This window comes from Aeromonas sp. R4-3 (assembly GCF_040908275.1).
Taxonomy (GTDB): Bacteria; Pseudomonadota; Gammaproteobacteria; order Enterobacterales; family Aeromonadaceae; genus Aeromonas; species Aeromonas rivipollensis.
Window position 1 is genome coordinate 28,170 of sequence record NZ_JBFODK010000004.1, and the last position, 25,407, is coordinate 53,576.

The 25,407-nt window shown below is 61.1% G+C and carries 29 protein-coding genes; 9 read left to right on the forward strand and 20 right to left on the reverse strand.

Going from position 1 to position 25,407, the window contains the following annotated elements:
• Positions 1 to 90 precede the first annotated feature (90 nt).
• The 7 genes from flgF to AB5Y91_RS01155 all read right to left on the reverse strand — a co-directional run bounded on the left by flgF (position 91) and on the right by AB5Y91_RS01155 (position 5,829).
• Entirely contained in the window at positions 91 to 837 is a 747-nt protein-coding gene (flgF, locus tag AB5Y91_RS01125; protein ID WP_111910120.1) for a flagellar basal-body rod protein FlgF, read from the reverse strand.
• 146 nt (positions 838 to 983) lie between these two features.
• Positions 984 to 2,342: a flagellar hook protein FlgE gene (gene flgE, locus AB5Y91_RS01130; RefSeq protein WP_106886358.1), complete on the reverse strand. Its 1,359-nt coding sequence runs from the start codon at positions 2,340 to 2,342 to the stop codon at positions 984 to 986.
• Positions 2,343 to 2,352: 10 nt separating this feature from the next.
• Complete coding sequence (locus tag AB5Y91_RS01135; protein ID WP_163153917.1) at positions 2,353 to 3,090, reverse strand: flagellar hook assembly protein FlgD; 738 nt, start codon at positions 3,088 to 3,090, stop codon at positions 2,353 to 2,355.
• A 105-nt stretch (positions 3,091 to 3,195) separates the two neighbouring features.
• Complete coding sequence (gene flgC, locus AB5Y91_RS01140) at positions 3,196 to 3,615, reverse strand: flagellar basal body rod protein FlgC (RefSeq protein ID WP_005329775.1); 420 nt, start codon at positions 3,613 to 3,615, stop codon at positions 3,196 to 3,198.
• Positions 3,615 to 4,013, reverse strand: a complete 399-nt coding sequence (flgB, locus tag AB5Y91_RS01145) for a flagellar basal body rod protein FlgB (protein WP_005329774.1) — start codon at positions 4,011 to 4,013, stop codon at positions 3,615 to 3,617. The genes flgC and flgB overlap by 1 nt, the downstream gene beginning before the upstream one ends.
• 62 nt (positions 4,014 to 4,075) lie before the next feature.
• Entirely contained in the window at positions 4,076 to 4,900 is an 825-nt protein-coding gene (locus tag AB5Y91_RS01150; protein ID WP_005329773.1) for a protein-glutamate O-methyltransferase CheR, read from the reverse strand.
• A gap of 17 nt (positions 4,901 to 4,917) precedes the next feature.
• Positions 4,918 to 5,829, reverse strand: coding sequence for a chemotaxis protein CheV (locus tag AB5Y91_RS01155; RefSeq protein WP_025327540.1), 912 nt, complete (start codon positions 5,827 to 5,829; stop codon positions 4,918 to 4,920).
• 237 nt (positions 5,830 to 6,066) lie between these two features.
• On the opposite strand from AB5Y91_RS01155, the gene flgA reads away from it, so the two are divergent.
• The 3 genes from flgA (at position 6,067) to AB5Y91_RS01170 (ending at position 7,500) form a co-directional block, all read left to right on the forward strand.
• Positions 6,067 to 6,672, forward strand: a complete 606-nt coding sequence (flgA, locus tag AB5Y91_RS01160) for a flagellar basal body P-ring formation chaperone FlgA (RefSeq protein WP_316044153.1) — start codon at positions 6,067 to 6,069, stop codon at positions 6,670 to 6,672.
• Between the two features lie 94 nt (positions 6,673 to 6,766).
• Positions 6,767 to 7,087 carry a flagellar biosynthesis anti-sigma factor FlgM gene (gene flgM, locus AB5Y91_RS01165; RefSeq protein ID WP_163135153.1) on the forward strand — a complete coding sequence of 107 codons (321 nt, stop codon included), beginning with the start codon at positions 6,767 to 6,769 and terminating at the stop codon, positions 7,085 to 7,087.
• Positions 7,084 to 7,500 (forward strand): flagella synthesis protein FlgN, encoded by a 417-nt coding sequence (locus AB5Y91_RS01170; RefSeq protein ID WP_163135156.1) that lies wholly within the window; start codon positions 7,084 to 7,086, stop codon positions 7,498 to 7,500. The genes flgM and AB5Y91_RS01170 overlap by 4 nt, the downstream gene beginning before the upstream one ends.
• Before the next feature lie 33 nt (positions 7,501 to 7,533).
• On the opposite strand, the gene yfcE is transcribed toward AB5Y91_RS01170, so the two are convergent.
• Both yfcE and AB5Y91_RS01180 read right to left on the reverse strand, forming a co-directional pair.
• Positions 7,534 to 8,088 (reverse strand): phosphodiesterase, encoded by a 555-nt coding sequence (gene yfcE / locus AB5Y91_RS01175; RefSeq protein ID WP_163135158.1) that lies wholly within the window; start codon positions 8,086 to 8,088, stop codon positions 7,534 to 7,536.
• A 10-nt stretch (positions 8,089 to 8,098) separates the two neighbouring features.
• On the reverse strand, positions 8,099 to 9,736 hold the full coding sequence (locus tag AB5Y91_RS01180; protein ID WP_368168872.1) for a peptide ABC transporter substrate-binding protein: 1,638 nt from the start codon (positions 9,734 to 9,736) through the stop codon (positions 8,099 to 8,101).
• 300 nt (positions 9,737 to 10,036) lie between these two features.
• Between AB5Y91_RS01180 and AB5Y91_RS01185 the strand changes: the two genes are divergently transcribed.
• The gene (locus AB5Y91_RS01185) at positions 10,037 to 10,948 is read left to right on the forward strand and encodes a DMT family transporter (RefSeq protein ID WP_163153919.1); all 912 of its coding nucleotides are present in this window, start codon (positions 10,037 to 10,039) and stop codon (positions 10,946 to 10,948) included.
• A gap of 186 nt (positions 10,949 to 11,134) precedes the next feature.
• Here AB5Y91_RS01185 and rsuA read toward each other — a convergent pair whose 3' ends face one another.
• The gene (rsuA, locus tag AB5Y91_RS01190) at positions 11,135 to 11,827 is read right to left on the reverse strand and encodes a 16S rRNA pseudouridine(516) synthase RsuA (protein WP_368168873.1); all 693 of its coding nucleotides are present in this window, start codon (positions 11,825 to 11,827) and stop codon (positions 11,135 to 11,137) included.
• Positions 11,828 to 12,001: 174 nt separating this feature from the next.
• Between rsuA and AB5Y91_RS01195 the strand changes: the two genes are divergently transcribed.
• Positions 12,002 to 13,189, forward strand: coding sequence for an HD-GYP domain-containing protein (locus AB5Y91_RS01195; RefSeq protein WP_368168874.1), 1,188 nt, complete (start codon positions 12,002 to 12,004; stop codon positions 13,187 to 13,189).
• Here the strand turns inward: AB5Y91_RS01195 and AB5Y91_RS01200 are convergent.
• The gene (locus tag AB5Y91_RS01200; RefSeq protein ID WP_005331455.1) at positions 13,186 to 13,374 is read right to left on the reverse strand and encodes a hypothetical protein; all 189 of its coding nucleotides are present in this window, start codon (positions 13,372 to 13,374) and stop codon (positions 13,186 to 13,188) included. The two genes, AB5Y91_RS01195 and AB5Y91_RS01200, sit on opposite strands and share 4 nt — an antisense overlap.
• A gap of 215 nt (positions 13,375 to 13,589) precedes the next feature.
• Here AB5Y91_RS01200 and AB5Y91_RS01205 point away from each other — a divergent pair, with 215 nt between their 5' ends.
• Both AB5Y91_RS01205 and AB5Y91_RS01210 read left to right on the forward strand, forming a co-directional pair.
• Complete coding sequence (locus AB5Y91_RS01205; RefSeq protein ID WP_005331452.1) at positions 13,590 to 14,483, forward strand: EamA family transporter; 894 nt, start codon at positions 13,590 to 13,592, stop codon at positions 14,481 to 14,483.
• A 92-nt stretch (positions 14,484 to 14,575) separates the two neighbouring features.
• Positions 14,576 to 16,426, forward strand: a complete 1,851-nt coding sequence (locus AB5Y91_RS01210; RefSeq protein WP_368168875.1) for an extracellular solute-binding protein — start codon at positions 14,576 to 14,578, stop codon at positions 16,424 to 16,426.
• Between the two features lie 86 nt (positions 16,427 to 16,512).
• Here AB5Y91_RS01210 and AB5Y91_RS01215 read toward each other — a convergent pair whose 3' ends face one another.
• Together AB5Y91_RS01215 and AB5Y91_RS01220 are read right to left on the reverse strand one after the other, a co-directional pair.
• Positions 16,513 to 16,905, reverse strand: coding sequence for a DUF2750 domain-containing protein (locus AB5Y91_RS01215; RefSeq protein WP_005331447.1), 393 nt, complete (start codon positions 16,903 to 16,905; stop codon positions 16,513 to 16,515).
• Positions 16,906 to 16,999: 94 nt separating this feature from the next.
• A complete protein-coding gene (locus tag AB5Y91_RS01220; protein ID WP_041206055.1) occupies positions 17,000 to 17,557 on the reverse strand; it encodes a hypothetical protein in 558 nt (185 codons plus the stop codon).
• Positions 17,558 to 17,805: 248 nt separating this feature from the next.
• Between AB5Y91_RS01220 and AB5Y91_RS01225 the strand changes: the two genes are divergently transcribed.
• Positions 17,806 to 18,054 carry a TIGR02647 family protein gene (locus AB5Y91_RS01225; protein WP_025327553.1) on the forward strand — a complete coding sequence of 83 codons (249 nt, stop codon included), beginning with the start codon at positions 17,806 to 17,808 and terminating at the stop codon, positions 18,052 to 18,054.
• Here AB5Y91_RS01225 and AB5Y91_RS01230 read toward each other — a convergent pair.
• The 7 genes from AB5Y91_RS01230 to AB5Y91_RS01260 form a co-directional block, all read right to left on the reverse strand.
• Positions 18,041 to 18,337 (reverse strand): hypothetical protein, encoded by a 297-nt coding sequence (locus AB5Y91_RS01230; RefSeq protein ID WP_167402303.1) that lies wholly within the window; start codon positions 18,335 to 18,337, stop codon positions 18,041 to 18,043. The two genes, AB5Y91_RS01225 and AB5Y91_RS01230, sit on opposite strands and share 14 nt — an antisense overlap.
• A 95-nt stretch (positions 18,338 to 18,432) precedes the next feature.
• On the reverse strand, positions 18,433 to 18,642 hold the full coding sequence (locus AB5Y91_RS01235; RefSeq protein ID WP_005331438.1) for a cold-shock protein: 210 nt from the start codon (positions 18,640 to 18,642) through the stop codon (positions 18,433 to 18,435).
• Between the two features lie 205 nt (positions 18,643 to 18,847).
• Positions 18,848 to 19,948 carry a dihydrolipoamide acetyltransferase family protein gene (locus tag AB5Y91_RS01240; protein ID WP_368168876.1) on the reverse strand — a complete coding sequence of 367 codons (1,101 nt, stop codon included), beginning with the start codon at positions 19,946 to 19,948 and terminating at the stop codon, positions 18,848 to 18,850.
• Positions 19,949 to 20,042: 94 nt separating this feature from the next.
• Entirely contained in the window at positions 20,043 to 21,029 is a 987-nt protein-coding gene (locus tag AB5Y91_RS01245; RefSeq protein WP_368168877.1) for an alpha-ketoacid dehydrogenase subunit beta, read from the reverse strand.
• A 62-nt stretch (positions 21,030 to 21,091) separates the two neighbouring features.
• Positions 21,092 to 22,189, reverse strand: coding sequence for a pyruvate dehydrogenase (acetyl-transferring) E1 component subunit alpha (gene pdhA / locus AB5Y91_RS01250; RefSeq protein WP_171276446.1), 1,098 nt, complete (start codon positions 22,187 to 22,189; stop codon positions 21,092 to 21,094).
• Between the two features lie 261 nt (positions 22,190 to 22,450).
• The gene (gene astE, locus AB5Y91_RS01255; protein WP_368168878.1) at positions 22,451 to 23,467 is read right to left on the reverse strand and encodes a succinylglutamate desuccinylase; all 1,017 of its coding nucleotides are present in this window, start codon (positions 23,465 to 23,467) and stop codon (positions 22,451 to 22,453) included.
• 273 nt (positions 23,468 to 23,740) lie between these two features.
• Positions 23,741 to 23,950 (reverse strand): DUF1127 domain-containing protein, encoded by a 210-nt coding sequence (locus AB5Y91_RS01260; RefSeq protein ID WP_005331430.1) that lies wholly within the window; start codon positions 23,948 to 23,950, stop codon positions 23,741 to 23,743.
• Positions 23,951 to 24,473: 523 nt separating this feature from the next.
• On the opposite strand from AB5Y91_RS01260, the gene AB5Y91_RS01265 reads away from it, so the two are divergent.
• Positions 24,474 to 25,367, forward strand: coding sequence for a DNA replication terminus site-binding protein (locus tag AB5Y91_RS01265; protein ID WP_368168879.1), 894 nt, complete (start codon positions 24,474 to 24,476; stop codon positions 25,365 to 25,367).
• Positions 25,368 to 25,407: the final 40 nt, after the last annotated feature.

Here is a 25,407-nt window from a genome sequence, read left to right on the forward strand (position 1 = left end):
ATCTTCCTTAATTAGCGGATCTAGGGTGCAGGGTCATGTCATCTTTTGATGTGCGAATCCAGAGTGCAGAGTTCATGTCATGCTCCTTGATTAGCTGATACGCAGCAGCTGGGTTTGTGCCTCGTCATTCTCCTCGGCGGTCTTCATGATCTTGACCTGAGTTTCGAACTGACGTTGCAAGCGAATAAGGTTGGTCATCTCGTCGACCACGTTGACGTTGCTTCCCTCGAGGGAGCCGGCGATCAGGCCCACCTCGGCAGAGGCTGCCTCCTTCTGGCCATCCTTGCGACGAAACAGGCCATCCTGGCCCTTCTCCACCGCATCGCTCGGCGGATTGACCAGCTTGATGCGCTGGAAATCCTCCGGCAGGTTGGCGGCGGCACCCTCGGGACGGCCGCTGATGGTGCCATCCCGGTTGATCTCGATCTTCTCCATGGGCAGTGGCAGCACTATGGGCTGACCGGCGTCATCCACCACGTTGAGCCCGGTGGAGGTCTGCAGATTGCCGGTGGCATTGAGCTGCAGATTGCCCATGCGGGTATAGGCCTCTGCCCCATTGGGATCCTGCACCGCAATCCAGCCCTGGCCGTCGACGGCGACGTCAAGATCCCGCCCCGTGGTCTGCAGCAGGCCGTGCTGCAGATTCTGACCCGGCCGCTCGGTCATGGCGAACACCCGCGTGGGCAGTCCTTCGCCAAACGCCTGCATGCTGCGCGCCTGCTCGAAGTCAGACTTGAAGCCTATGGTGTTGGCGTTGGCCAGGTTGTTGCCACGCACAGCCAGGCTGTTCATGTTCTCCTTGGCCCCGGACATGGCGATATAAAGCAGGTGATCCATGGGATCCTCCGTCAAACAGATGACTCTCGCAGGACAACTGCAAATTGAGTGCCAAGAGATATGGGAAGGGCGAAACAGCGGAGGAAAAAACGCCGCGCCGGAAACGACAAGGGGCGCATGAGCGCCCCTTGCAACCGCGAAAAACCTTAGCGGATCTGCAGTATGTTCTGCTGCAGTGAGCTGTTCACTTCCAGCGAACGGGAGTTCGCCTGGAAGTTGCGCTGGGCGGTGATGAGGTCCACCAGCTCAGTGGTCAGATCCACGTTGGACTGCTCCAGGGCCGACGACTTGATGGAGCCGAAGGTGCCGGAGTTCGGGGTGCCCGGCAGGGCATCACCGGAGAGCAGGGACTGGCGCCAGGAGGTGTCCCCCACCTGGGTCAGCCCCTGGGAGTTGGCGAACTTGGCCATGGCCACCATGGCCACCTTGACGGTGGTGGCGTTGCTGTAGGTCGCCGAGACTATGCCGTCTGCGGTGATTTCAACCTTGGTCAGCCGGCCGACGGTGGAGCCGTCCTGGGTCAATTTGTTGACCTCGAACGGCGAGGCGTACTGAGTCACTGTACCGAGCTTGAGCTCGATCTCCTGGGTGCCATCGGCGCCATTGTTGATGATGCCGGCGCCCGGGGTGCCCAGCGGCTCTGTCTTGATGATGGCCGGCGTGGTGGGGGTCTGCATCTTGCCGGAGGCATCGAAGGTGACGCGGGCGCTCAGGGGGGCCTGGCTCAGGCCGGTGGCCATGGTGGTGGCGGCACCACCCACGACGTCGATGGGCTTGTCCCCTTCATACATATACATGCGCCAGGCCGTCGGGCTCGCAGGCTGGGTCAGGTTCGCGGGATCAGCTTCCTTGACGAAGTACTGGGTGATGGTGTGCGGCTCCCCCAGGGAGTCGTAGACCACCACAGAGGTGGAGGAGGAGTAGGTGCTCGAATCCTTGGGGTCGAACTTGGAGGCATCGGCGGCGCCATTGCCCGCCGCCAGCGGCGAGGCGGTGGACGGCAGGTTGAAGCTGGCCTCTATCTGCGAGGTCTGGACCGGCTCACCGGCCTTGTCCGGGATCTGGATGGGCTTGGTCGCGTTGATGCTCACCGCCTTGGGAGTGCCATCAGAGTTGATCTCGTACCCCTGCAGGTAACCGCCGGAGTTGCTGACCATGTAGCTGCTTTCGTTGAGCTTGAAGGCGCCGGAGCGGGTGTAGCTGCGATCCAGGTTGGTCAGGCCATCGGAAGTCACGAAGAAGCCGTTGCCCTGGATGGCGAGATCCAGCGCGTTGTTGGTGAATTGCAGCGCCCCCTGATGGAACTGCTGCGCCACAGCCCCCGTCGCCACCCCGTTGCCGACCTGGGTCTTGGCGTTGACGAAGATGGAGTTGGCGTAGACGTCGGCGAACTCGGCGCGGGACTCCTTGAAGCCGGTAGTATTGACGTTGGCAATGTTGTTCGCGGTGACGTTCAGGTCTTTTTGAGCCGCATTGATGCCGCTGAGGGCATTGTTGAATGACATGTCTTTCTCCTTAGATCACTGCGTTAGGGGTCGGCGTCGGTGTCGCAGTCGACTTGCCGGTCGTCCCGCCAATTTCCAATACGTCGGTCAGATAGATGCCACCCAGTCCCTTGAGCTTGAGGGTGCTGGGGTTGGTGCTGGTGCCCAGGGTGACGCTCTCCACCTTGGCATAGGTCAGGGCCGGCACGCTCTCGGACTTGCCATTGACGGTGGCGTGCGCCTCTATCGAATACTTGCCGCTCTTGGCCAGGTTGCCGTCCTTGTCCTTGCCATCCCACTCGAAGGCCACATTCCCCTTCTGGTCTCCTTCGATGGAGAACTCCTTGATCACCTGACCGCTTTCGTCCTTCACCGTCACCTTGACGTTGCTGCCACCGTCCCCGGTGGCGATGACGCCGGAAAGGGTGCTCCCCTTCTCCAGATAACCGGTGTTGGAGGGTATGAGCACGTTCTGACCCACCAGGGCCGAGGCCTGCAGCGCCTGGCTGGAGGTCATCAGGCTGTTGAGGCTCTCCATCTGGGTGGAGAGGCTGCTGATCCCCTGGGACGTCGACATCGAGGTCATCTGGGAGAGCATCTGGGCGTTGTCCACCGGCTTGAACGGATCCTGGTAGGAGAGCTGCATGGTCAGCAGCTTCAGGAAGGACTCCTGATCCAGCTCCTTCTTCTGGGTCGGGGTGTTGGTGTTATTGGTCTGGGCGGACGACGTCCGGTTGACCCCCAGCAGGCTGTCATAGGTATCTGCCACTTATGATTCCCCCTCTGTCCGGGTTTGCCGGGTGCCGTACAGGTCGAACCCATGGTCGCGGTCATGCAGACCGTCACTGATCTCTCTCATCCGGGTTCACCTCTATCAGGACTTGCCGAGGCCGAGCGTCTGCTGCAGCATCTTCTTGGCCGCATCCGCCACCTGGACGTTGGTCTGGTAACTGCGGGAGGCGGCTATCATGTCCGCCATCTCCTCCACCATGTTGACGTTGGGCTTGAAGATGAAGCCATCCTTATCCGCCATGGGGTGGTTCGGGTTGTACTCCTTGAGCAGCGGCGCATCGCTCTCGACTATGCCCTTCACATCCACCCCTACCGAGGCCTGCTTGTCTGACATGGCCTGATCCAGCTGGGCGGCAAAGACTGGCCGCCTGGCATGGTAAGTTTTTTCCACGCTGGAGCTGACGCTGTCGGCGTTGGCCATGTTGCTGGCCACCGTATTGAGGCGGACGGACTGCGCGCTCATGGCAGAGCCTGCAATGTCAAAGACCTTGAACAAACTCATTACTGATCTCCTTTCAACGCCTTAAGCAGGCCGCTTATCTTGCCATTCATGAATTCGAGGGAAGCCTGGTACTCGAGGCTGTTGCGCAGAAACTCGCTGCGCTCCTGCTGCACATCCACCGTATTGCCGTCACCTGTATCCGGTTGCAGGGGGTTGCGATACTGGGTCGACCCGGGGGCATCCATCTGCAAGGCGAAATGCTTCTCGCTGGTGGTGGACAGCCCGAACCCTTGTTGGCTCTGGGCATCCTGCAACGCCTGGGAGAAGTTGATGTCACGGGCCTTGAAGCCCGGCGTATCCGCGTTGGCGATGTTGCTCGATAACACCTCCGCACGCTTGGCGCGAACGCTCAGCGTGTACTGGTGAACACCGAATGCCTTGTCGAATGAAATTGCCATAGCGCACCTCCTGCTTCACGAATGTTTAGCAAGAGGTGTGCCAAAGAGGGACGAGGGGGGAGTTATTTGACCTTGTAGACGATGCCGGGGTTGCAGCGGATCATCTCGAACTTGTCGGTGAGGCCCGCCAGGGACTCCGAGGCCCCCAGCATCAGATAGCCACCAGGATTGAGGCTGCTGGCAAACTGGTTGAGGATCTTGGACTTCACCTCAGGCGCAAAGTAGATGAGCACGTTGCGGCAGAAGATGATGTCAAACTTGCCGAGCAGGCTGTAGCTCTCCAGCAGGTTCAGGGGCCGGAAGCTGGTCAATTTTCTGACACGCTCCGATACCCGCATCTTGTTGTCGCCACAGGGCTCAAAGAACAGCCGCTTGCGCTCGGGTGACAGGCCGCGAGCCAGTGCCAGGCTGTCGTAGACCCCTTCCTTGCACTGGTTGAGCATGGTGCTGGAGATGTCGGTCCCCACTATCTGCACCCCGCCCGGCAAGGTGCCGGGACGTTTGACCTGCTGCTCCAGCGCCGTCATGGCGATGGAGTAAGGCTCCTGCCCGGAGGAGGAGGCCGCAGACCAGATCTTGATGGGACGACCACTCTTGCCGAGCTCGGGGAAAATCTTGTCACTCAGCAGCTGGAACGGGTAGGTATCGCGAAACCACAGGGTTTCATTGGTGGTCATGGCATCGACCACGGCCATCTTGAGCTCCCGTTCACGCACGTTCATAGCCCGGGTCACCAGTTCAGACAGACTCTCGATACCAAACTGAGTCATCAAGGGCGACAGACGGCTCTTGACCAGATACTGTTTGTTGTCACCCAGCACTATGCCGCTCTGCTGCGCCAGAAAATTGCTGAATTGCCTGTATAAGTCGTCCGAAAGTGTCTTCATGCAGTTGTTCTTCTTTATTAGAGAGCGCCTTGTACGGCCTTGGCCAATTCATCAGGCTGGAATTTGGCAATGAAGTTGTTCGCGCCAACTTTCTGCACCATAGCCTGATTGAACACCCCACTGAGGGATGTGTGCAGGATAACATGCAAATCCTTGAGGTTGGGATTGTTGCGGATCTCGGCGGTGAAGGTGTAGCCATCCATCTCCGGCATCTCGATGTCGGAGATGACCAGGGCAATCTGATCGAGGATCGGGCCCTGCTTGGCCATCTCCAGCAGCATGTTGAGGGCCTCCCGTCCATCCTTGGCCAGCACGCACTGCACCCCTATGGCCTCCAGCGCCCGCTGTACCTGCTTGCGCGCCACCGAAGAGTCGTCGGCGACCAGCACAGGACGGCCGTGGGGATTGCGCTCCACGCTGGCTTCCACCAGCTCGGCACTCACCTCGGTGGAGACCGGCGAGATCTCGTTGAGAATGCGCTCCACATCCAGGATCTCCACCAGCTCGCCATCCACCTCGGTCACCGCCGTCATGTAGTTGATGCGACCGGCGCCCTTGGGGGGCGGCAGTATGGACTCCCAGTTCATGTTGATGATGCGCTCGACCGAATGGACCAGGAACCCCTGAACGGATCTGTTGTACTCGGAGATGATGATGAAGCACTTGGAGATGTCCTGGATGGGGCGCTTGCCCATCGCCATGCTGAGATCGATCACCGAGATGGTCTGGCCGCGAATGTGCGCCACACCGCGAATGCAGGAGTTGAGCTTGGGCATGACGGTCAAGGGAGGGCACTGCAGCACCTCACGTACCTTGAATACGTTGATGCCAAATCTTTGACGTCCGTTGAGACGAAACAGCAGCAGCTCCAACCGGTTTTGTCCCACCAGCTGGGTCCGTTGGTTGACCGAGTCCAGAATACTCGCCATAAACACTCCCTAAAAAAACGCTTGGCACTGATCGTGCATGTTGTGTGTGCATGCACATTGGCTTGCATCAGACTATCGATGTCTCGACAACCGAAATCTGCAGCAAGCATAGTTAACTGCGATGGTGTACGTGAACAACTTATCGACCGGTAAGCAAAAATGATTAATAGACTTTTCCTCATCTTACTGCCGTTTTGCAGCCTCTCTCACGCCATGGCATCCGAGGTGACCGACTATCTGCAGGAGCAGGCACAGACGTTCGTCCTCGACCAGCTGGATGTTCCCCTCGATGCCCAGGCCGAGGTGACCGCCGGCACCATAGATGAGCGCCTCCCCCTGAACCACTGCGAAGAGGGGCTGACTATCTCCCTTCCGGCCAAGATGGAGATCCGCCGCAACACCACCGTTTACCTCAAATGCGAGGGAGACAAACCCTGGGATCTCTATCTCCCGGTGCGGGTCAGCATCCAGAAACCCTATGTCACCGTCGCGGCTCCCGTAGCCAAAGGGGACATACTGAGCGAGTCCATGCTGACCCTGGCCTACCAGGATCAGACCCTGATCCGCGGTGACTATCTCACCGACCCGGCCTCCCTTATCGGGGTGCGCAGCAAGCGTGAACTCAAGCCGGGCCAGCCCATCAGGCTCACCCAGGTCTGCGTGGTCTGCAAGGGGGACCAGGTCACCCTGAGTGCGGAAAACAGCAGCATGCAGATCAAAACCATGGCCCGAGCCTTGCAAGATGGCAGCTTCGGAGACATGATCAGGCTCGTTAACATTCGTTCGGGCAGAGCGGTGCAGGGCCAGGTGAGTGCCGTCGGCTCTGTGGTGGTCACATTCTGACTGCTTTATTAATGCAGCAATTTTTTTCTAAAGTTCTGACCGCCGTCACCGATAAACAGGTAAGCGAACAGCAAAGCAGACGAAGGTAAACCGTATGGCTATCAACAATATCAACAACTTGGCAAACAGCCGGTTGCAAAACAGTGGGACCAGTCAAGGTGTAGCCACCAAGTCCGCGACCTCTGCCGAAAGCAATCGCGCGGCGACCGTCAAGACCGACTCTGTCTCCTTGACCAGTGAGGCGCAGCAATTGCAACAGATGCAGAAGTCCCTCAACACCGCCTCCACCGGTAACGAGAGCCGCGTCGAAAGCCTGAAGAAGGCCGTGGCCAGTGGTGAATACAAGGTCAACAGCGAAGCCGTGGCCAGGAAGATGTTCAGCTTCGAAGCGGATCTGGACAAACGGCTGGGATGATGGAACTGCCTTCGCTGCTGCACGCCCAGGACGACAACCTCTCCCAGATGCAAGGTTTGCTGGCAGAAGAATTTGACCTGCTCAAGGCACACCGGGCCCTGGCCTTGCCGGCGCTGGCCGAGCGCAAGCAGCAACTGCTTGAGGCCATCGAGACCCTGGACAAGAGATTGGCCGAGCTGCCCGATCTGCAGCAACAACTCGGCGCCTTCCCGACCCAGTTGCAGGCCCTGCAAGCCAAGCTGGAAGCCTGTCAGGAGCAGAACAACCTCAACGGTCGGCTGCTCGAGCTCAGCATCATCTCCAATCGCCGCCTGGCGAGCTTTCTCAGCAAGTTGCGAGACAGCAACTCCCTGACCTATGACGCCAAGGGCAATACCCGCTCCGGTACCCGCTCCCTGGGGATCAAGGCCTAATTCTCTCTCCTTCCTTCTCTTGATACCCTGCCGTCAGAGCACCAGTTCCATCAGCCTTGCTCCATCGCGGCAGGCATGAATGCTCATGACGCCATCCTCATAACGGCCATAGCTGGCCGCCCATTCTCCCCTCGGAAAGCAGATGGAACCCGGGTTCACCAACACCAGTTCCCCTTCTTGCCGCGCTTCTCGTCGCAATACGGGCAGGTGGGTATGGCCGCTGATGAAGAGGCTGCCCGCCGGCAGGGGCACCGCCTCGGGATCATAGAGATGTCCATGGCTGACGAACCAGCGCCGCCCGTCCACCAGCAGCTGGTTGTAGGGGGCCGTGATGGGGAAGTGCAGCAGCATCTGATCCACTTCGGAATCGCAGTTGCCCCGCACCGCCATGATCCGGGGGGCCAGCTGGTTGAGCCGCGCCGCCACGGCGGCAGGATCATAGCCCGCCGGCACCGGATTGCGCGGGCCGTGGTTGAGCAGATCCCCCAGCAACAGATAGTGATCCGGCTGCCAGGGTGCAAGCTGCGCCAGCACCTGCTCCAGGGCAGGCAGGCTACCGTGCAGATCGGAAATGATGGCTATCTTCATCGCGCACTCCTCATGGCTGGCTGAAGTAGAGATCCTTGGTGGCGATCGCCCCCTTCAGGTTGCTGCTCGGCAGGCCGCGCAGGGCGGGGTCCACCAGCCTCATCTGGTTGTAGTGATAGACGGGGATGACAGGCATCTCCTCCATCAGCAGCTGTTCGGCCTTGCGGTAGAGCCCGCTTCGGGCGGCGCCATCCAGGGTGTCCGCGGCCTGCTGCAACAGGCCGTCGAAGGCCGGGTTGCAGTAGCCGCTCTCGTTCTGGGGATCCTGACAACGGAAACTGCCCAGCATGGACGAGGGCTCGACATAGTCACCAAACAAGAAGGAGCGAGCCAGCATGAAGTCGCCGCTGTCCTTGGCCACCTGATAGGCATTCCACTCCATGTTGTTGAGGCTGACCTCCACCCCCAGCGGCTTCCACATGGCCGCGACCGCCAGGGCCAGCTTCTTGTGGTTCTCCGAGGTGTTGTAGGTCAGTGTCAGCTTGAGGGGGTGGGCACTGTTGTAGCCCGCCGCCGTCAGCAGGGCGGCAGCCCTGGCCAGACGGGTCGGCATGTCCTCTAGGGCCAGCGCCGAACCCAGCTCTTCGTAATCCGGCATGCCGGGCAACAGGGACCAGGCCGGCCGCTCCCCCTGGCCGCTCACCTTCTCGGTCAGCAGGCGGCGATCTATGGCCATGGAGAGCGCCTGACGCACCCGCACATCCTGCAGCTCGGGGCGGCGCAGGTTGAAGGTATAGAGGTAGGTGCCCAGCAACGGCAGACCCCAGATCCGCTCCGGGGTCTCTTCCATGGTCTTCTGGTAATACTCCAGCGCCACCTTGTTGGTGAGCTGGATCTCCCCCGCCTCGTAGCGCAACCGCTCCGCGTGCTGGGAAGCCAGGGGCAGATAGGTCACCCGCTGGATCCGGGTGTGGGCATCATCCCAGTACTGGGGGTTGCGCTCGGCTTCGATACGCTCGTTCGGCACCCAGTTCACCAGCCGGTAGGGGCCATTGCTGACCAGCTTGCCAGGCTGGGTCCACTGCTTGCCAAACAGGGTGATGGCCCGCTCGTTGACCGGCACGAAGGGGCGCTGGCTGATGAGCTGCAGGAAGTAGGGTACGGGCCGCTCCAGGGTCACCTTGAGGATCTGATCGCTCTCGGCCTCCACCCCCAGGGCATCGAGATCGAGGGCACCGGCATAGATGGACTGGGCGTTGTTGATGCCGGTCGCCAGCAAGAGACCGGCGGAGGGCGAGGCCTGCGCCGGGCTCAGAAGACGCCGCCAGGCGTAGACGAAATCCCGGGCGGTGAGCGGCTCGCCGTTGGACCATTTGAGCTGCGGACGCAGGAAGAAGCGCCACACCAGGCCATCCTCGCGCGTCTCCCAGCGCTGGGCCTGCGCCGGCACTATCCTGCCCTGCCCATCCTCGCTGACCAGCCCCTCGAACAAGTCCACCAGCACCACCTCCCCCGGGAAACCGGAGCGGATCTGGGCAGGGTCGAGGGACTCGGGTTCGGCGCCGTTGCCCTTGACCAGGGTCTGTCTGTCGGAGAGGGCAGGCTGCTGCACCACTGTGGTCGCCTGCAACGGCGGCGCCAGCATTAGTCCGAGCAGCAAGGGAGAGAGCCAGCGACGGGCTGGCCGGGCGGCGAAACGGTAAAGCATGACATCAACCTCGTTCAATTCACTTTATTTCAAGAAGGGGAAGGCCGGCGGCGCGCCTTAAAACGAATGCATGATGCCGCGCTTGTTATCCCCGAAGACGCCCCGTATTGTATCGGGCTTGCCCGGCAGATGGAGTCTTTCGGGCTATTTTTTTCAGGGGATTTTTCCCAACTATCAGCCATGGGTGCGCAAGATCGCCTGAGGGCCCCCTCGACTCGCCTCGCATGAAGGTCAGTCAGGCCGCCATGGCGCTCGATACTGGCATCAGCCCGGCTGATTTTTACCGTTTCAGGGGTCTTTATGGGGTATGAGTGGCTGGCGCTGGCTGCCGCCAGTTTATGGGCCGTCGCGGCCCTGATTTCCGTCAAACCGGCGCGCCATCTGGGGGCCTTTGCCTACAGCCGCTGGCGGATGTTTCTGGTCAGCCTGATGCTGGCCAGCGCCAGCCTGATCACGGGGGGCTGGCAGACACTCACCGAGAGCGCCCTGCCACTGCTGGCGTTGTCGGGGCTCATCGGCATCTTCGTCGGTGACACCGCCCTGTTCGCCTGCATGAACCGGCTTGGCCCCAGGCGCAGCGGCTTGCTGTTCTCCTGCCATGCGCTCTTCTCCGCCCTGCTCGGGCTCTGGCTGTTCGGCGAACAACTCGGTGGCTGGCGTCTGGTGGGGGCCTTGCTGGTGCTAGCCGGGGTCATGCTCGCCATCCTGTTCGGCCGCCGTGGCAACCCGCAGCAGGCCCAACAGCACAACGAGTGGGAGCAGGTGCGCGGCCACCTCGCCGTCGGCATCGCCCTCGGCCTGACCGCGGCTCTTTGTCAGAGCCTGGGGGCCATCATCGCCAAACCTGTGATGATGGCTGGCAACGTGGACGCGGTGAGCGCCTCCGGCATCCGCATGGGGAGCGCCCTGCTGGCGCACTGTGCCCTGCGGGTGCTGCGGGTGCCGCTGGCCATGCCGCACAACCCCATCAACCGCCAGGTGCTGGGCATGATAGGCATCAACGGTTTCCTGGCGATGGCGCTCGGGATGACGCTCATCCTGGTTGCCCTGCGCCAGGGGGACGTGGGCATGGTGGCCATCCTCTCCTCCACCACCCCGGTCATACTGCTGCCCCTGCTGTGGTGGCACTCAGGGATGCGCCCTGCCCTGCCCGCCTGGGCCGGTGCCCTGCTGGCCACCCTGGGCACGGCCATGGTATTGGGAGCGGGGTAAGTCGGGGGTTGATGTTGGGCTTAGCTCCGCTTCGCGCCAACCTACACCCAATCCTCAGGATCGTCCGAACAGGCTTCGCTATTCGAATCTACAAAATTCAATTGGTTCTGCAGGTTCGATTAGCCGCGTCGCGGCGTAATCGGACGCGGTAACATCATTGCGAACGTTCGCCGTCGGATGGCGCGATTAAAACTGGGCCACTTCCTCGGCGGTCAGCTCCCGGTATTCCCCCGGTGCCAGCTGGTCGTCCAGGCCGAGCGCCCCGATCCGCTCCCGATGCAGCCCTATCACCTTGTTGCCGATGGCGGCAAACATCCGCTTCACCTGGTGGTACTTGCCCTCGTGAATGGTGAGGCGCGCCTCGCACTCCCCCAGGATCTCCAGCTGGGCGGGGCGGGTCTTGTCGGTCTCGTTGCGCAGGTAGACGCCATCTTCAAACAGCGAGATGGCATCCTCGCTCACGGGGTCGGCCAGCCAGACATGATAGGTCTTGGCACACTCGTGGCGCGGCGAGGTGATGCGGTGGGACCACTTGCCGTCGTCGGTGATCAGCACCAGGCCTGTGGTGTCGAGATCGAGCCGGCCCACCACGTGCAGCTTGCCCATGGCGGGCTCATCCAGCAGGTGGAAGACGGTGGCGTGATCGGGGTCCTCGTTGGAGCAAACGTAGCCTTCCGGCTTGTGCAGCATGAAGTAGCGATTCTGCTGATTCAGGGTCAAGGTCACGCCATCAAACTCGATCAGGCTCTGCTCATTGATGTGGAAGGCGGGCTGCTTGACCAGGATACCGTCCACCATCACCTCCCCCTGACGGATCAGCTTGCCCGCCTGGGAACGGGTCAAATCGGAGCAATCGCAAAGAAATTTATCGAGCCGCATGCACAAAACCTCGGAATCCAACGTTATCAAGGGGCGTCATTATATAGGCCGAACCTCACAACGCCAGCACTAAGGGAGAAGTTAGGCAGATGGCGCCTGACGCCATGATGTGCCAGTGATAGACTGCCGACAGAGCGCCGACACCACGCATAATAATAATCCCAGGAAGCCCCCATGAAGCCGACTCAGCCTCATCCCGTCATCCCCGTCAACCAGTTGCAACCTGGCATGTACGTACTAGCCATCGCCAGCCAGACCGGCGCCATGGAAATCGCCCAGACGGGGTTGGTGACCAACCGTCAGCAGGTGGATGCGCTGATCCGGCGCGGCGTGCTGACGGTGAGGGTGGATCTCGCCCGCAGCAAGCTGCCCGGGATAGAGCAGGTCGTCTCCCCGAGCCCGGCCCACAGCGCCGGCTCGGCGCGTCCCGCAGGCAGTGGCGAAGGGCGCGAGCTCAAGATCCGCCGTCTCTATCAGGAGGCCCGTGAGCTGCAGGGCAAGTTCATTCGCCACCTCAAGGCGGGGGAGCCCATCGACATCACCCCGCTGGCGGCGGTCGCCGAGGAGATGGTGGACACCATGTTCACCCATGGCGACGCCATGCTCTGTCTGGCGCGGATCCGGGCCAAGGATGCCTACCTGATGGAACACTCCATGAACGTGGCCATCCTCTTGGCGAACTTCGGCCGTTATCTCGGGCTTGAGCGCAACGTGCTCAAGGAGCTGACCCTGGGCGGCCTGCTCCACGACGTGGGCAAGATCATGACTCCGGACGAGGTGCTCAACAAGCCGGGCAAGCTGACCGACGAGGAGTTTGGCGTGATGCGTCAGCACGTGGTGCACAGCTACGACATCCTCAGCAATACCGCCGGCATCACCCCCACCATGCTGGAGGTGGCCGCCAACCACCACGAGCGCCTCGATGGCACCGGCTATCCCCAGCGGCTCAAGGGGGAACAGCTATCCCTCTATACCCGCATGAGCGGCATCGTCGATGTCTACGATGCGGTGACGGCAGACAGGGTCTACAAGCAGGGGATGCAACCGACCCAGGCGTTTCGCATCCTGCTCAAAGGCATCGATCAGCACTTTGATGCCGAGCTGGTCACCAAGTTCATCAAGTGCATGGGGGTCTATCCGGTGGGCACCCTGGTGCAGCTCTCCAACCAGCGGCTGGCGGTCGTGATGCAGCGCAACGAACAGCAACCGCTCAAGCCGGTGGTCAAGGTGATCTATCACGCCACCCAGCGCCACTACCTCGAGGTGCAGTGGCTGGATCTCGCCAGAAACGGGGGGCAGGAGAGCATAGAGAGCACGGTCGATCCCAAGGAGTTTGGCATCAACCTGGCCAACTTCGTCTAGCGAGCCTGGGACTCAGGTGCCTGCTCGCGGCAGTAGCGGAGAAGGAACTCTTCATCCAGCGGGGAGAGATCGAAGCGGACGCAGGCCTCTTCGATGGCCCGGATGTCGTGTTCATGGTGTTCGCTGAGCCAGCGTACGGCGCGGCGCAGATCCTCACCATGGGGCAGCAGGGTATGGTCGCTCATGGTACACCTCCAGTCAGCCATAGATACTCGCCCGTCACATCGAGCGCTCTCCTACTAGCTTAGTCCTCCCCCGACATGCCGCCCTCTCCTCCCGAACCACCCGGCGCGATCGCACGCCACCCCGCTTGCGGCTTGACGCCGACCACCCCATCGAGGGTATGCTCGTTCCCTTCCGGCGCCATCTCATGGCCCTGCTTCTCACACAAGGACGCTGTATGCAAGCCAAGGACAAGTGTCTGGCCGCCCTGGTCATTCTCTGCTGGGGACTCAACTTCGTGGCGATCAAATGGGGGCTGGAGGGCATACCGCCGCTGCTGCTGGGAGCGCTGCGCTTCGTCGGCGTTGTCTTCCCCGCCATCTTGCTGGTGCCCAGACCCGCCATGCCCTGGCGCTGGCTGCTGGCCTATGGCGGTGCCATCAGCCTGGGGCAGTTTGCCTTCCTGTTCTGCGCCATGAAGTTCGGCATGCCGGCGGGCATGGCCTCCCTGGTGCTGCAATCCCAGGTGGTGTTCACCCTGCTGTTCGCCATGATCTGGCTGGGGGAGCGCTGGCAGCCCCACCACTGGGTGGCGCTGCCGCTGGCGGGTGCCGGCCTCTATCTCATCGCCACCAACGGCGAGGGCAACCTGACCCTGCTCGGCTTCGTGCTGACCCTGTGCGCCGCCGCCTGCTGGGGCCTTGGCAACGTCATCAATCGCCAGATTGGGCTACGCTATCAGACCTCATTACCCAGCCTCATCGCCTGGGGCGGCCTGGTGCCCATACTGCCCTTCTTCGCGCTCTCCTGGCTGTTCGAGGGGCCCGATGTCATTGCCACCAGCCTGCTCAACTTCAGCTGGCAGGGGCTCTTGTGCGTGCTCTATCTGTCGCTGGTCGCCACCTGGCTTGGCTACGGCCTCTGGGGGCGGCTGCTGATGCGCTATCCGGTGGCCCAGGTGGCGCCACTCTCCCTGCTGGTGCCCTGCGTCGGCATGGTGGCGGCCGCCCTGCTGCTCGATGAGCACCCCACGACCCTGCAGTGGCTGGGCTCGGGCCTGGTGCTGCTCGGCTTCGTGGTTCATCTGCTGGGCGGAAAAATGAGGCTGTTCAAGGCACAAGCCGAACATTGACCTCGATGGGGAAACTTCCCATGATGGATCAGGCCCTCACGGGCCTCACAGCTTGACCCCGGCAGGACGCCAACCATCAGGAGAGCAAGGACATGCTGCACAGTTCACCCTCGGTCATCCCCACTTTGCCGCGTGTCATACGGGTCGCGGCCATGATGCTCCCCCTTTGCTGGAGCGCCTTCAGCTGGAGCGCCACCCTGCCGGCGGATCTCAAGTGGGAGAGCAACGACACAGACCCCGTCTATGCCGATCCACAGGCCAAACGGGGCGGCACCTTCCGTGACTTCATGTCGAGCTTCCCGCTCACCTTGCGCAAGTACGGGCCCGACTCCAACGGCAGCTTCGCCGGTTACGTTCGTGAAACCAATCTGCCCCTGCTCGCCACCCATCCGGTGACCGGCAATCCCATCCCCATGCTGGCCAACCAGTGGGCCTTCGGCGCCGATCACAAGACCCTCTATTTTCGCCTCAACCCCAGGGCGCGCTGGTCGGACGGCCAACCCGTCACCGCCGATGACTGGCTCTTTACCCTCAAGATGATGCGCAGCAAGGAGATAAGCGACCCCTGGTACAACAACTACTACAGCACCCAGATAAGCGAGGTGACCAGGTTCGACGATCACACCCTCGCCATCACCAGCGGCACCGAGAAGAGCCGGGAGGATTTGCTGGAATCCCTGCCGTTCAGCCCGGAGCCGAGCCATGCCATCAAGCTCACGGCCAACTGGGTCAAGGAGTACAACTGGAAGGTGCTGCCGGTCACCGGTGCCTACCAGATTGGCGAGCTGAAGAAGGGCAAGTCGGTCACCTTCAACCGGGTCAAGGATTGGTGGGGTGACGGGGAGCGCTACTTCCAGCACCGCTTCAACCCGGACCGGATAGAGATCAAGGTGCTCAGGGATCAGAACATCGCCTGGCAGCACTTCCTGCGTGGCGATCTCGACACCTTCCCGCTGGTCATGCCCAACTGGTGGCACGACAAGAGCAAGACAGCCGAATTCGAGAAGGGCTATATCGAACGGCTCTGGTTCTACAACCAGACCCCGCAGTCCCCCATGGGGCTTTACCTCAACACCGCAGACCCGCTGCTCAAGGATCTCAATGTGCGGCTCGGCATCCAGCATGCCCTCGCCTTCGACAAGATGATCGCCACCCTGCTGCGGGGGGACTACCAGCGTCTCAACAGCTACGGCTCGGGCCAGGGGGCCTTCACCAACACCGATATCAAGGCACGCCCCTTCGATCCCAGGCTCGCACGGGACTACTTCGCCAAGGCGGGCTTCACCACGACGGGGCCGGATGGCATCTTGCAAAACGACAGGGGTCAGCCCCTCTCCCTCAGCATCACCTACACCACGGCGGAGCATGCCCAGCGCCTGACCCTGCTGCGGGAAGAGGCGAAGAAGGCGGGCCTCACTCTGGAGCTGAACCTGATGGATGCCTCCGCTGGCTTCAAATCCATGCTGGAGAAGAAGCATCAGAGCGCCTGGATGGCCTGGAGCAGTGGCCGCTATCCCGCCTACTGGGAGCACTTCCACAAGGTCAACGCCAACAAGCCCCAGACCAACAACATCATGAACCTCGATGACGACGCCATCTCGGCCCTGGTGGATCAATACGACAAGGCCTTCGACTTCGGCAAGAAGGCCGAGCTCTCACGCCAAATCCAGCAGCGGCTCTATGAGCTGGCCAGCTTCGTCCCCGCCTATCAGGTCCCCTATACCCGGGCAGGCGCCTGGCGCTGGATAAAACTGCCCAAGATTCCGGCAACCCCCCAGAGCGATCTGCTCTACTGGCCCCTGGATGGCGCCAACTCGGGCTACAGCTTCGGCGGCCTGCTCTGGATTGACGAGGAGCTGAAAGCGGAGACAACAGCCGCCATCAAGCAGGGCAAGACCTTCCCTCCCGTCACCCTGATCGACACTCGCTATCAAAAGCCCTGAGCCCTCTTCACGCTCTGGCTCGGCACAAACAAAAGACCCCGCACTGTGGCGGGGTCTTTTTTGTGGCAGCAGCGCCTGGGCGGGACTTAGCCGCGCTTGGCCTGCTTTTGCGCGATGGCGTCGGCCACGTCGGCCGGATCCAGCACTATGCCTTCCTGCTCCGGGGTCGGGAACACGGCCACGCAGAGCTCGTCCTGTTCCATGCCGTCGACCCAGCGATCCAGCCACACCTTGAGGGTGATGGACTGCGGCTTACAATCTGCCCACTCGCCTTCGGCCCACGCCTTGGCGTATTCCGGATGCGGCCAGACCGGGATGCAGTCTTCGTCTTCGGTGGTCAGCATCATGACGCCGTGCTCGTCGGTCAGAACAAACAGCTCTTCGTGCTCGACCAGCTTGCTGATGAAGTGATCAAAGCGGTAGTCGGCGTTCAGTTGCAGCGCGGCATTGCGCTCGGTGTCGCTAAGTTCATAGCTCATTGGTCAAGTCTCTCATTCAATAAAGGGCGACATGTTCACATCTTGCTGGCGCCTTGTCCAGCAAGAGTGCTCAGTCGCTCCTGTTTCGGTTATCTCAGCCCAGCGCCGGGGTCACCAGGGTGATCTCCGCCGTCTCGCAGAAACGCTGGCGCAGCCAGTAGGCGGACTCCACCTCCACGAAGCAGAGCTGATCCCGACCGGCCCAAACCCCTGCCATGATCTGCTCGAAGCGTCTCTGCTGCTGCTGCTCCCAGGCGACCGCCAGCTTGGAGCCATGGGCTTCATCCACCACCCCACGGCGCAGCTCGAACAGGTTATCGGTGATCGGGCTATTTATCTTGCCAGGGCTGTGCCAGTACATCAGCAGGTTGTCCAGCATCTCTTCGTCGTAACTCGCCAGCGCGTCCAGCTCGGGCGTCTCACCCTGGCCGCCGGCCCCGAAATCGCACCACCCCGCCGCCAGAGGAGCCAGACTCTGGGCCTCGCGCCCCTTGGCATGCTGGCGCAGGGCGGTGACATCGGCCCCCTTGATGGATGGCAGCCAGAGATCCCCCTGATGCTCATCGAGCAAGGGGAGCAACAAGGACGGTGCATAAACAGGAAAGCGGGGACCTAGGGTGTGCAGCAGAGATACCAGTGTGACAGTGATCATGAGACGCGCCTTGAGCTGGAAGACCTGGGTTCATACCTGGCCAGGAGGACAAAAGAGAGACTATTCTACCATGTTTGCCGGCACGCAGACTCTGCTCGTCCAACCAGCCGGGGCATGACGCTTCCGGCCAAAAAAGCAGCGTTCAGGCAAAGCCGGCCCAGAGAAAGCCCAATACTTTGAGCCAGCGCCCACTAAAGTCAAACCGGGAATGCTAGTTTGCATACATCTTTAGCGTAAGGAGTGCATCCATGAGTGGGATCGACCAGGTTTCTGACGATTTTGTGAATGAGCTGAAAATACTGGCATGCTTTGATCCGGCGAACATGAGTCTGGGGATCAAGTTACGCAGCGACATGTCTGAAGAGTTGTGCCTCGCGGCGCAGCGTCTGCATCAACAAGGCATGATCAGTGCCGTCGATGGCGGCTATCTGACCCCCTTCGGCATGACCATGCTGGAGCATCTTCAACACCTGCTGGTGGCGCTCAAGCCGAATTGAGTTCCTGCGGCGCCCAGAGCGAGAAGTTGAGCAATTCCCAGCGCTTTCCCTGCCGCAGCAGACAAGCAAACAACAAAGGACCTTCGGGTCCTTTTACCTTGCCATCGATCAACCACTCCCCCGCCCGCTTCGGGACAGGCTGCGCCTTGATCTCCTCGGGCTGCTCAGCCTTGCCCAAACGGACCTGCACGAATTGCTGGCACACTGTCACGGCCTCGTTTGCCGCGGGATCCGGCACGGTGGTATTGGCAAGCGCCACTGTCAGCAAGAGTGATGGGATCATGATGATGGTCATTGGCAAACGTGGTTTATGAATATGCCATAAAACAAAAAGCCGTGGCACCAGAGGTACCACGGCTTTCTTAAATTCTGTAAGAATTACAGAGCAGTTACGTTCTCAGCCTGCGGGCCTTTCTGACCTTGGGTCACGGAGAACTGTACGCGCTGACCTTCAGCCAGGGTACGGAAACCGTTACCGCTGATAGCGCTGAAGTGAACGAAAACGTCCGGGCCGTTTTCTTGCTGGATGAAGCCAAAACCTTTGGTTTCGTTGAAAAACTTAACGGTACCGGTGATCATGTTAGACATATCTTTAACCTGTATTCAAAATAATTACTTATGCTTTTCAGCGGATAAAGCTCAAAAACGGGATTAACTTATGAACAACAGGAAAAGATGCAAAACATCATATTCATTGACATAACTAACGCCCTTTCAAGCTGATTTAGATTATACGTGCCTTTGTCGATTACGCAACCAAATTTGCACCCCGCCGGGGGCAGGGTGCAATCACTTACGCATCCGCCGCTTCCAGTGCCTGAACCAGGGCTTTGAGGAAGCGCGCAGCCTCCCCGCCGGTACAGGCGCGGTGGTCAAATGTCATCGACAAGGGCAGTGCCCGGACCGGTCGTGCCTCCCCATGGATGAAGACCACTTTCTCGAACAACCTGCCCGCCCCTATGATGGCCACCTGGGGTGGCGTGACTATGGGGCTGGCGTAGCGACCTGCGATGGCACCAAAGTTGGTGAGGGTGATGGTCGCCCCCTGCAGCATCTCCCGCGGTACGGCGCGCGCCTTCACATCGGCGATCATCCGATCAAGCCCGTGCCGAATATCCGCCCTCTCCCGCTCGGCCACGTTCTCCATCACCGGTACATAGAGCCCGTGTTTGGAGTCAACGGCGATGGCCACATTGACCTCCCTGAACAGCCGTCTCGACAGGGTATCCCCGTCAAACCAGGCATTCATGGAGGGCTCGGCACGACACGCCACCCCGATGGCCTTGATGAGACGCACCGTCACGTCTTCGTCTGCCCGCCAGTGACGCAGGTCCACCTCGTCGGTGATGCTGACCGGCACCACAGTCTGATGGGAGTGTTCCATCGCCTTGGCCATGGCCCGGCGCGAGCCCTTGAGGAACTCGTTGCCGCTGCTCTGCAACGCTTCGAAGGCGCTCTGCACATCCTGCTCGGTCACCATGCCGGCACTGCCAGTGCCCTTGAGTCTGTCGATGTCCAGCCCCAGCTTTTGCGCCAGCAGACGCACCGCCGGCATGGCCTGCACCAGGGCGCCACCGGGCGCCATGGCACCCACCACGAAGTGATCCTCGATATGCTGTTGATGGGCGCTGACCTTGCCCACCACTGTACCGTCGTCCTCCCCCCCCTCAAACTCCACCAGGGGAGCGCCGATGTGGAGTATGTCTCCCTCCTGGCCGCACAGCCTGGCGATCACCCCCGCCACTGGCGAGGGCACATCCACCAGTGCCTTGGCAGTTTCCACCGACAGCAGCACCTGATCGACACTCACGGTGTCGCCGGCACTGACCTTCCATTCGACTATCTCGGCCTCGGCCAAGCCTTCGCCCAGATCCGGTAATTTGAAAAATTTCATGACCAGTTCTCCATCCGCGGGAACATCACCAAAGGTTGACCGACTTCATGGCTCTTCCTTGCTCGGGCGCCTGGGCGCCAACCGTTGAGAAACGTCATAGCCACTTGTTCTCCATCAGCTGGTGAGCCGCATCCGCGATATCCTGCTCGGTGATGAGGTAATACTCCTCGTTGCGATAGTAGGGGACGGCGGAATCCACCCCGGTGAGCCTTCTTGGCGGCGCCTTGAGGGAGGTCAACGCCTCCTCGGTGACCCGCGCCACGATTTCGGCACCCACCCCGAAACTGCCACAGGCCTCGTGCACCACCAGCAGACGCCCGGTCTTGCGCACCGAGGTCAGGATGCTCTCCATGTCCAGGGGTTTGATGGTGGCAAGATCCAGCACTTCGCACTGGATGTCCTGCTCCGCCAGCAGGGCGGCGGCTCTCATCACCTCCTGGATGCAGGCCCCCCAGGCGACCACGGTGAGATCCCGTCCGGGCCTCAGGGTGAAGCAGACATCCAGCGGCAGGCCGACGCCGTCATCCACCACATCTGATTTCATGGAGCGATAGATGCGATCCGGCTCGAAGAACATCACCGGATCCGGATCCCGAATGGCCGACAGCAGCAGGCCATATGCCCGCCTCGGGCTCGAAGGGATCACGACCCGTAGCCCGGGGATATGGGCAAACAGGGCTTCGACGCTCTCGCTATGGTGCTCGGGCGAATGGATGCCGGCCCCGTAGGGGGAACGATAGACGATGGGACAGGAGAGCCGGCCACGGGTGCGGTTTCGCATCCGCGCCGCCTGGCAGATGATCTGCTCCATGCCGGGGAAGATGAAGCCCTGGAACTGGAATTCGGCCACTGGCTTGAGCCCCTGGGTCGCCATGCCGACCGCCACCCCGGCGATCAGCCCCTCGGCGAGCGGGGTGTCTATCACCCGCTTGAAGCCGAACTTGTCGCGCAGGCCCACGGTGGCGCGAAACACCCCGCCGTTGACCCCCACATCCTCGCCGAGCACCACCACGTCAGGGTCTCGCTCCATCTCATGATGCAGCGCCAGATTGATCGCTTCGAGCAGCGTTATTTCACTCATGCAGCCTCCCCAGACCCATCTCGTGATGCAATGTCAGGTGAATCGCTTCGCGCAGTGTCATGTCACTCATGGTGTGTCTCCCCGCCGCGCTGCTGCATGCCCTTGGCGATGATGCGCTGACGCTGGGCACGGTACTCCCTCGGCAGCTCGGCAAACTGGTAATCGAGCAGGGTTTCCGGCGCCTGCGGTGCCATGCCTTCATAGGCGGCCACGGCACGCTCGACCTCCCGGCTCGCCTCCGCCAGCAACGCCTGCTCCTGATGCTCGTCCCACCAGCCCTGATCGGCCATGAACTGGCGTAGCCGCTTGACCGGCTCCTTGGCCCATGCGGCTTCCACCTCGGCGGCCTCGCGATAGCGGGTCGCGTCATCGGCAGTGGTGTGATCCCCGAGCCGGTAGCTGACGGCTTCGATAAGCGTCGGTCCCTTGCCGCTGCGGGCCCGCTCTATGGCGGCGCGGGTCGCCTCATAGACGGCCACCACGTCGTTGCCGTCGACTTGCAGGCTGCGCACCCCGGCCCCTATCCCCTTCTGGGCCAGAGTAGGCGCGCTCGACTGCAGCTTGCGCGGCACCGAGATGGCCCACTGGTTGTTGTTGATGATCATCACCATGGGGAGGTGCCAGACACCGGCGCAGTTGAGCCCCTCGAGAAAATCTCCTTTGGAGGTGCCGCCATCGCCTATGGTCACCACGGCAACCCTGGGCTGGTTGCGCAGCTTGAAGGCGGCCGCTATGCCAGCTGCATGGGTGATCTGGGTGGCGATGGGGACGCAGATGGGCAAGTCTTCCGACAACTCGCCATCGGCCTTGTAAAAGACACTGCCCCGCTCATCCCCGCCCCAATATTGCAGGTTCTGCTCCATGGGCACGCCCCGCACATAGAGGGTGGGCATGTCCCTGTAGTAGGGCACATAGACATCCTCTGGCCGCATGGCGAGACCGACCCCGATTCCCACCGCCTCAGCCCCCAGATGGGAGGGAAAGGTGCCGAGCTTGCCGGTTCGCTGCAGTGCTATCGCTTTCTTGTCGTAACTGCGCACCATCACCATGTTGCGGTAGAAGGTGTGCAGCATCGCCTTGTCCAGCCAGGTCGGCAGTGTCGCGACCGGGCGCCCCTCCTCATCGAGGTAACGAAGGAAGGGGATGTCGACATGGGTCATAACTGGCTCCTTGCCGTTGTCAGCGTCACCACCATGAGGTGACACTTAGAATGTAAATAAGATGTTAAGCAAAGGACAAGGTGATTCAGTCAGGTAAGACCAGTAGAAACTTCTTTAATTTCAGAAAGAAGATGAGATTTTCGGCGAGCAGAAACGAAGAAGGGAGCCCTTTCGGGCTCCCTGTCAGGGTGAGTTCGGGATCACGTCCATCCTGGCCACGCCGCCTGGGGCGCAGGGTTGACGTGAAAAGATGGGTTCAGATCACTCCCACAGACGGGTCGGCACCACCAGCAGCATGGTCCGCTGGCCGATGGCCACGTTGGCATTGGGGAAGACCACCGCCTCCCGCGCTTTCTCTACCCTGTACTGCCGATCCCCATCTTCCGCCAGCACAAACCCCTGGGGAAATTCGGTGAAATTGTCCACGTCGCTGGCAAACAGGAAACGAAACGCGGCCGTTTGCTTGTTGATCACCCGATCGATGGCAAAAATCGTGAAGTCATCAGCCCGCCAGGGCTCGAGCACCACCTCATCCTGGGTCACCAGCTCCTGCAACGCCTGACGCGCCTCGATGAAGCGGGTCATGTCGTTCTCGCCAAAGGGGCGCACCTTGCCGAGCTCCACCGTGAAGGCATGGGCGCCATGCTGGTGCGAGCTGTAATAGCTGAAGGTGGTGGTCGGGCCGCTCGAGAGCAGTATGGTGCGCACCCCGCAGGCCCCGAGGAACTGCACCTGCTCCTTGCAGTGTGGCCGCTCGTGGGGGAAGGGGTAGACCGCAAACTTCTCGTGGCGGGAGCCGCGAATGGCAGTGTGCAGATCGTAGTGATAACGGGGCCGGGCGGGATCGGCAAAGAAGCGGCTCACATACTGCTCCAGGCGCATGGCCCGAATGCGCTCCCTGTTGCACAGCCCCTCCCCCTTGCTGTGGGCTCCAGAGAAGAGCCGGTTCATGTTCTCCTCCACCTCGCGCGCCCCCTGGTTCATGGCGGCCGGGTTGCCAAAGAGGAAGAGCACCCGGTGGCGGGCCTGAAGCTCCCCGCCGAGCAGCCGGGTCAGCAGCTGGTTGCAGATCTCGATGGGGGCTGTCTCGTTACCGTGAATGCCGCAGGAGAGCACTATGTCCTTGCGCCCGCCAGGCAACTGACCCATGGGCTCCAGGCAGAGCACGCCGGTGTCCCACACGCTCACCCGGGTGCCGTTGGCCAGGTCGAAGGCAAAGGGCTCGAGCTGCCACTCGTGGCGGCGGGTCAGGGCCAAAAAGTCATGCTGGGGAATCATCCATCTCACCCTCTTGTCTGGAATGCTATGGCCGGATTATACGCAAGGCAGGCGGGCTTAAAATCAATTTTTAAACAAATTCAAACAGTAAGGATACAAAGTTGGCGAGGGATGATGACAACTCATGCCACAGGGGGCAAACAGAAGGAAAAACAGACAAGGGGAAATGACAGGAAGCGGCAACAGGGGAAAAGTCAGGCCCGTTTGAGGGCGAAAAACACAGGCAGAGCAGTTCAGATCAGCAAGAAAAACGAGGCATCCATGCCCGGCTGATCAACCACGCCAGAACGGCTTGGTGGTCTCTTGATAGCGGTCAGCTTCGTTCAGACCAATGTCCTTGAGCAGGTAGGCGGGCAGCTCGGAGAGCTGGCGACGGCTGCGGCTGCGTTCCAGCCAGGTCAGGACGGTCATCTTGACGCGAGCAACCAGATTCGATTCGCTGGAATCCTGGTAACCGGCTTCGGTATAAGTCATGTTGGCCATGATATGGCTCCTCTCTCTAGTTCTGCGCAAGGCTCGGATTTGATGCGCAAAGCTTAGTCAGGGCGAGGAGGTGCCTCAATTGACGAATTTTGATACATGAGATTAGTAAAAGTAATGGCTGATCTCGCCATGGGGTAAAATACAACTGATTGATTTATATGTAAAATCCTGACCAGATATTCCCTCCCCCAGCCGTGCAGCATTTTCTCCTGCCGCATCGGCTTCTAACTATGCAGTTTCCCACGTTAGCTATGCAGAGCCCGAGTTCGAGACAGGACGCTGCCACCCCTGCCGCACCGCCAATTGTTAACCATTGGATCACTTAAAGATCGTTATTTAACAAGATGATACAGACAGGCAACCCCCGAAAGGCGGCCACGGCTGCCGCCCTTGCACCGCGCTTGAAAGGCGGCACTTGGCGCCTTCCCGTCATGCTGGTATGGTTATTTATACAGTGGTTTAATCATGCCCCCTGATCGCCGCCTTTAGGGCAACGGATTGAGGGAACACACAGGATATGCCGATGGACACCTTTACCCCCACCGCCGCCCTGCGTCAACAGATGGACGCGTTGGAAGACGCCCTTGCCCGTCTCGCCAGGCAGCTCGGCCAGCTCGAGTTGCTGGAGGCCCATGTCTATCCCCTGCCCGCCGTACCGCAAGGGGAAGAGCATGATCCCATCGAGGCCATCGAGGTGGGTTATCTCTCGGGCGAGGCGGCACTGGCCGCGGCCGTGACGGCCTTTCAGGATCACAGCGCCCACCCCGGCTGCTCCACCAAGGCGACTCACCGCCTGCCTGGCTGGTTGCGCTTCCCCACCGCCAGCGCCTCCTTGCTGCACCCGCTGCTCGACGAGATCAACGGCCACAAGCTCGCCTTCAAGGCCCTGGTGCAGGCCGCCGGCGGGCGAGACGAGAAGTTCGAGCTGGTGCACGGCGCACTGCCCGGGGTCATCACCCTGCAGGTCTATCGCAAGCTGACCCTGCTCACCGGAGAGCTGCATTCCCTCGGTTTCACCTGGGCCGACAAGCAGAGCATCAGCCGGCTCAGCCGCGAGCAGGTGCTGGAGATGCTGGAGCGTAGCCGCCGCTATGTGCCGGCGCTCTCCAGCAACGAGGAGTGGAGCAAGATGGTGGATCAGGAGGTGTATGACATTCGCCGCCTGCCCGCGGATGCGCAGTTGCGGATCCGCCGACCGGTCAAGACCCACCCCATGATCAACCTGCTCTGGCAGGACAGGGAGCCCCGCAAGCAACAGCTCAAGGCGAGCCTGCCCCTGCTGCTCTGCTCGGACAACCCGCCCAGCGTCACTCACCTCGGCCACTATCCGCCCAAGCTGCGCCAGGCGCGGCGGGATCGCAAGATTGGCGGCGAGGCCATCATAGAGCGGCTGCACCTCTATCGCTATCAGGGCTAGCGCCTCTTAACCATACCCATGAGAGGGGCCCCAGACGCGG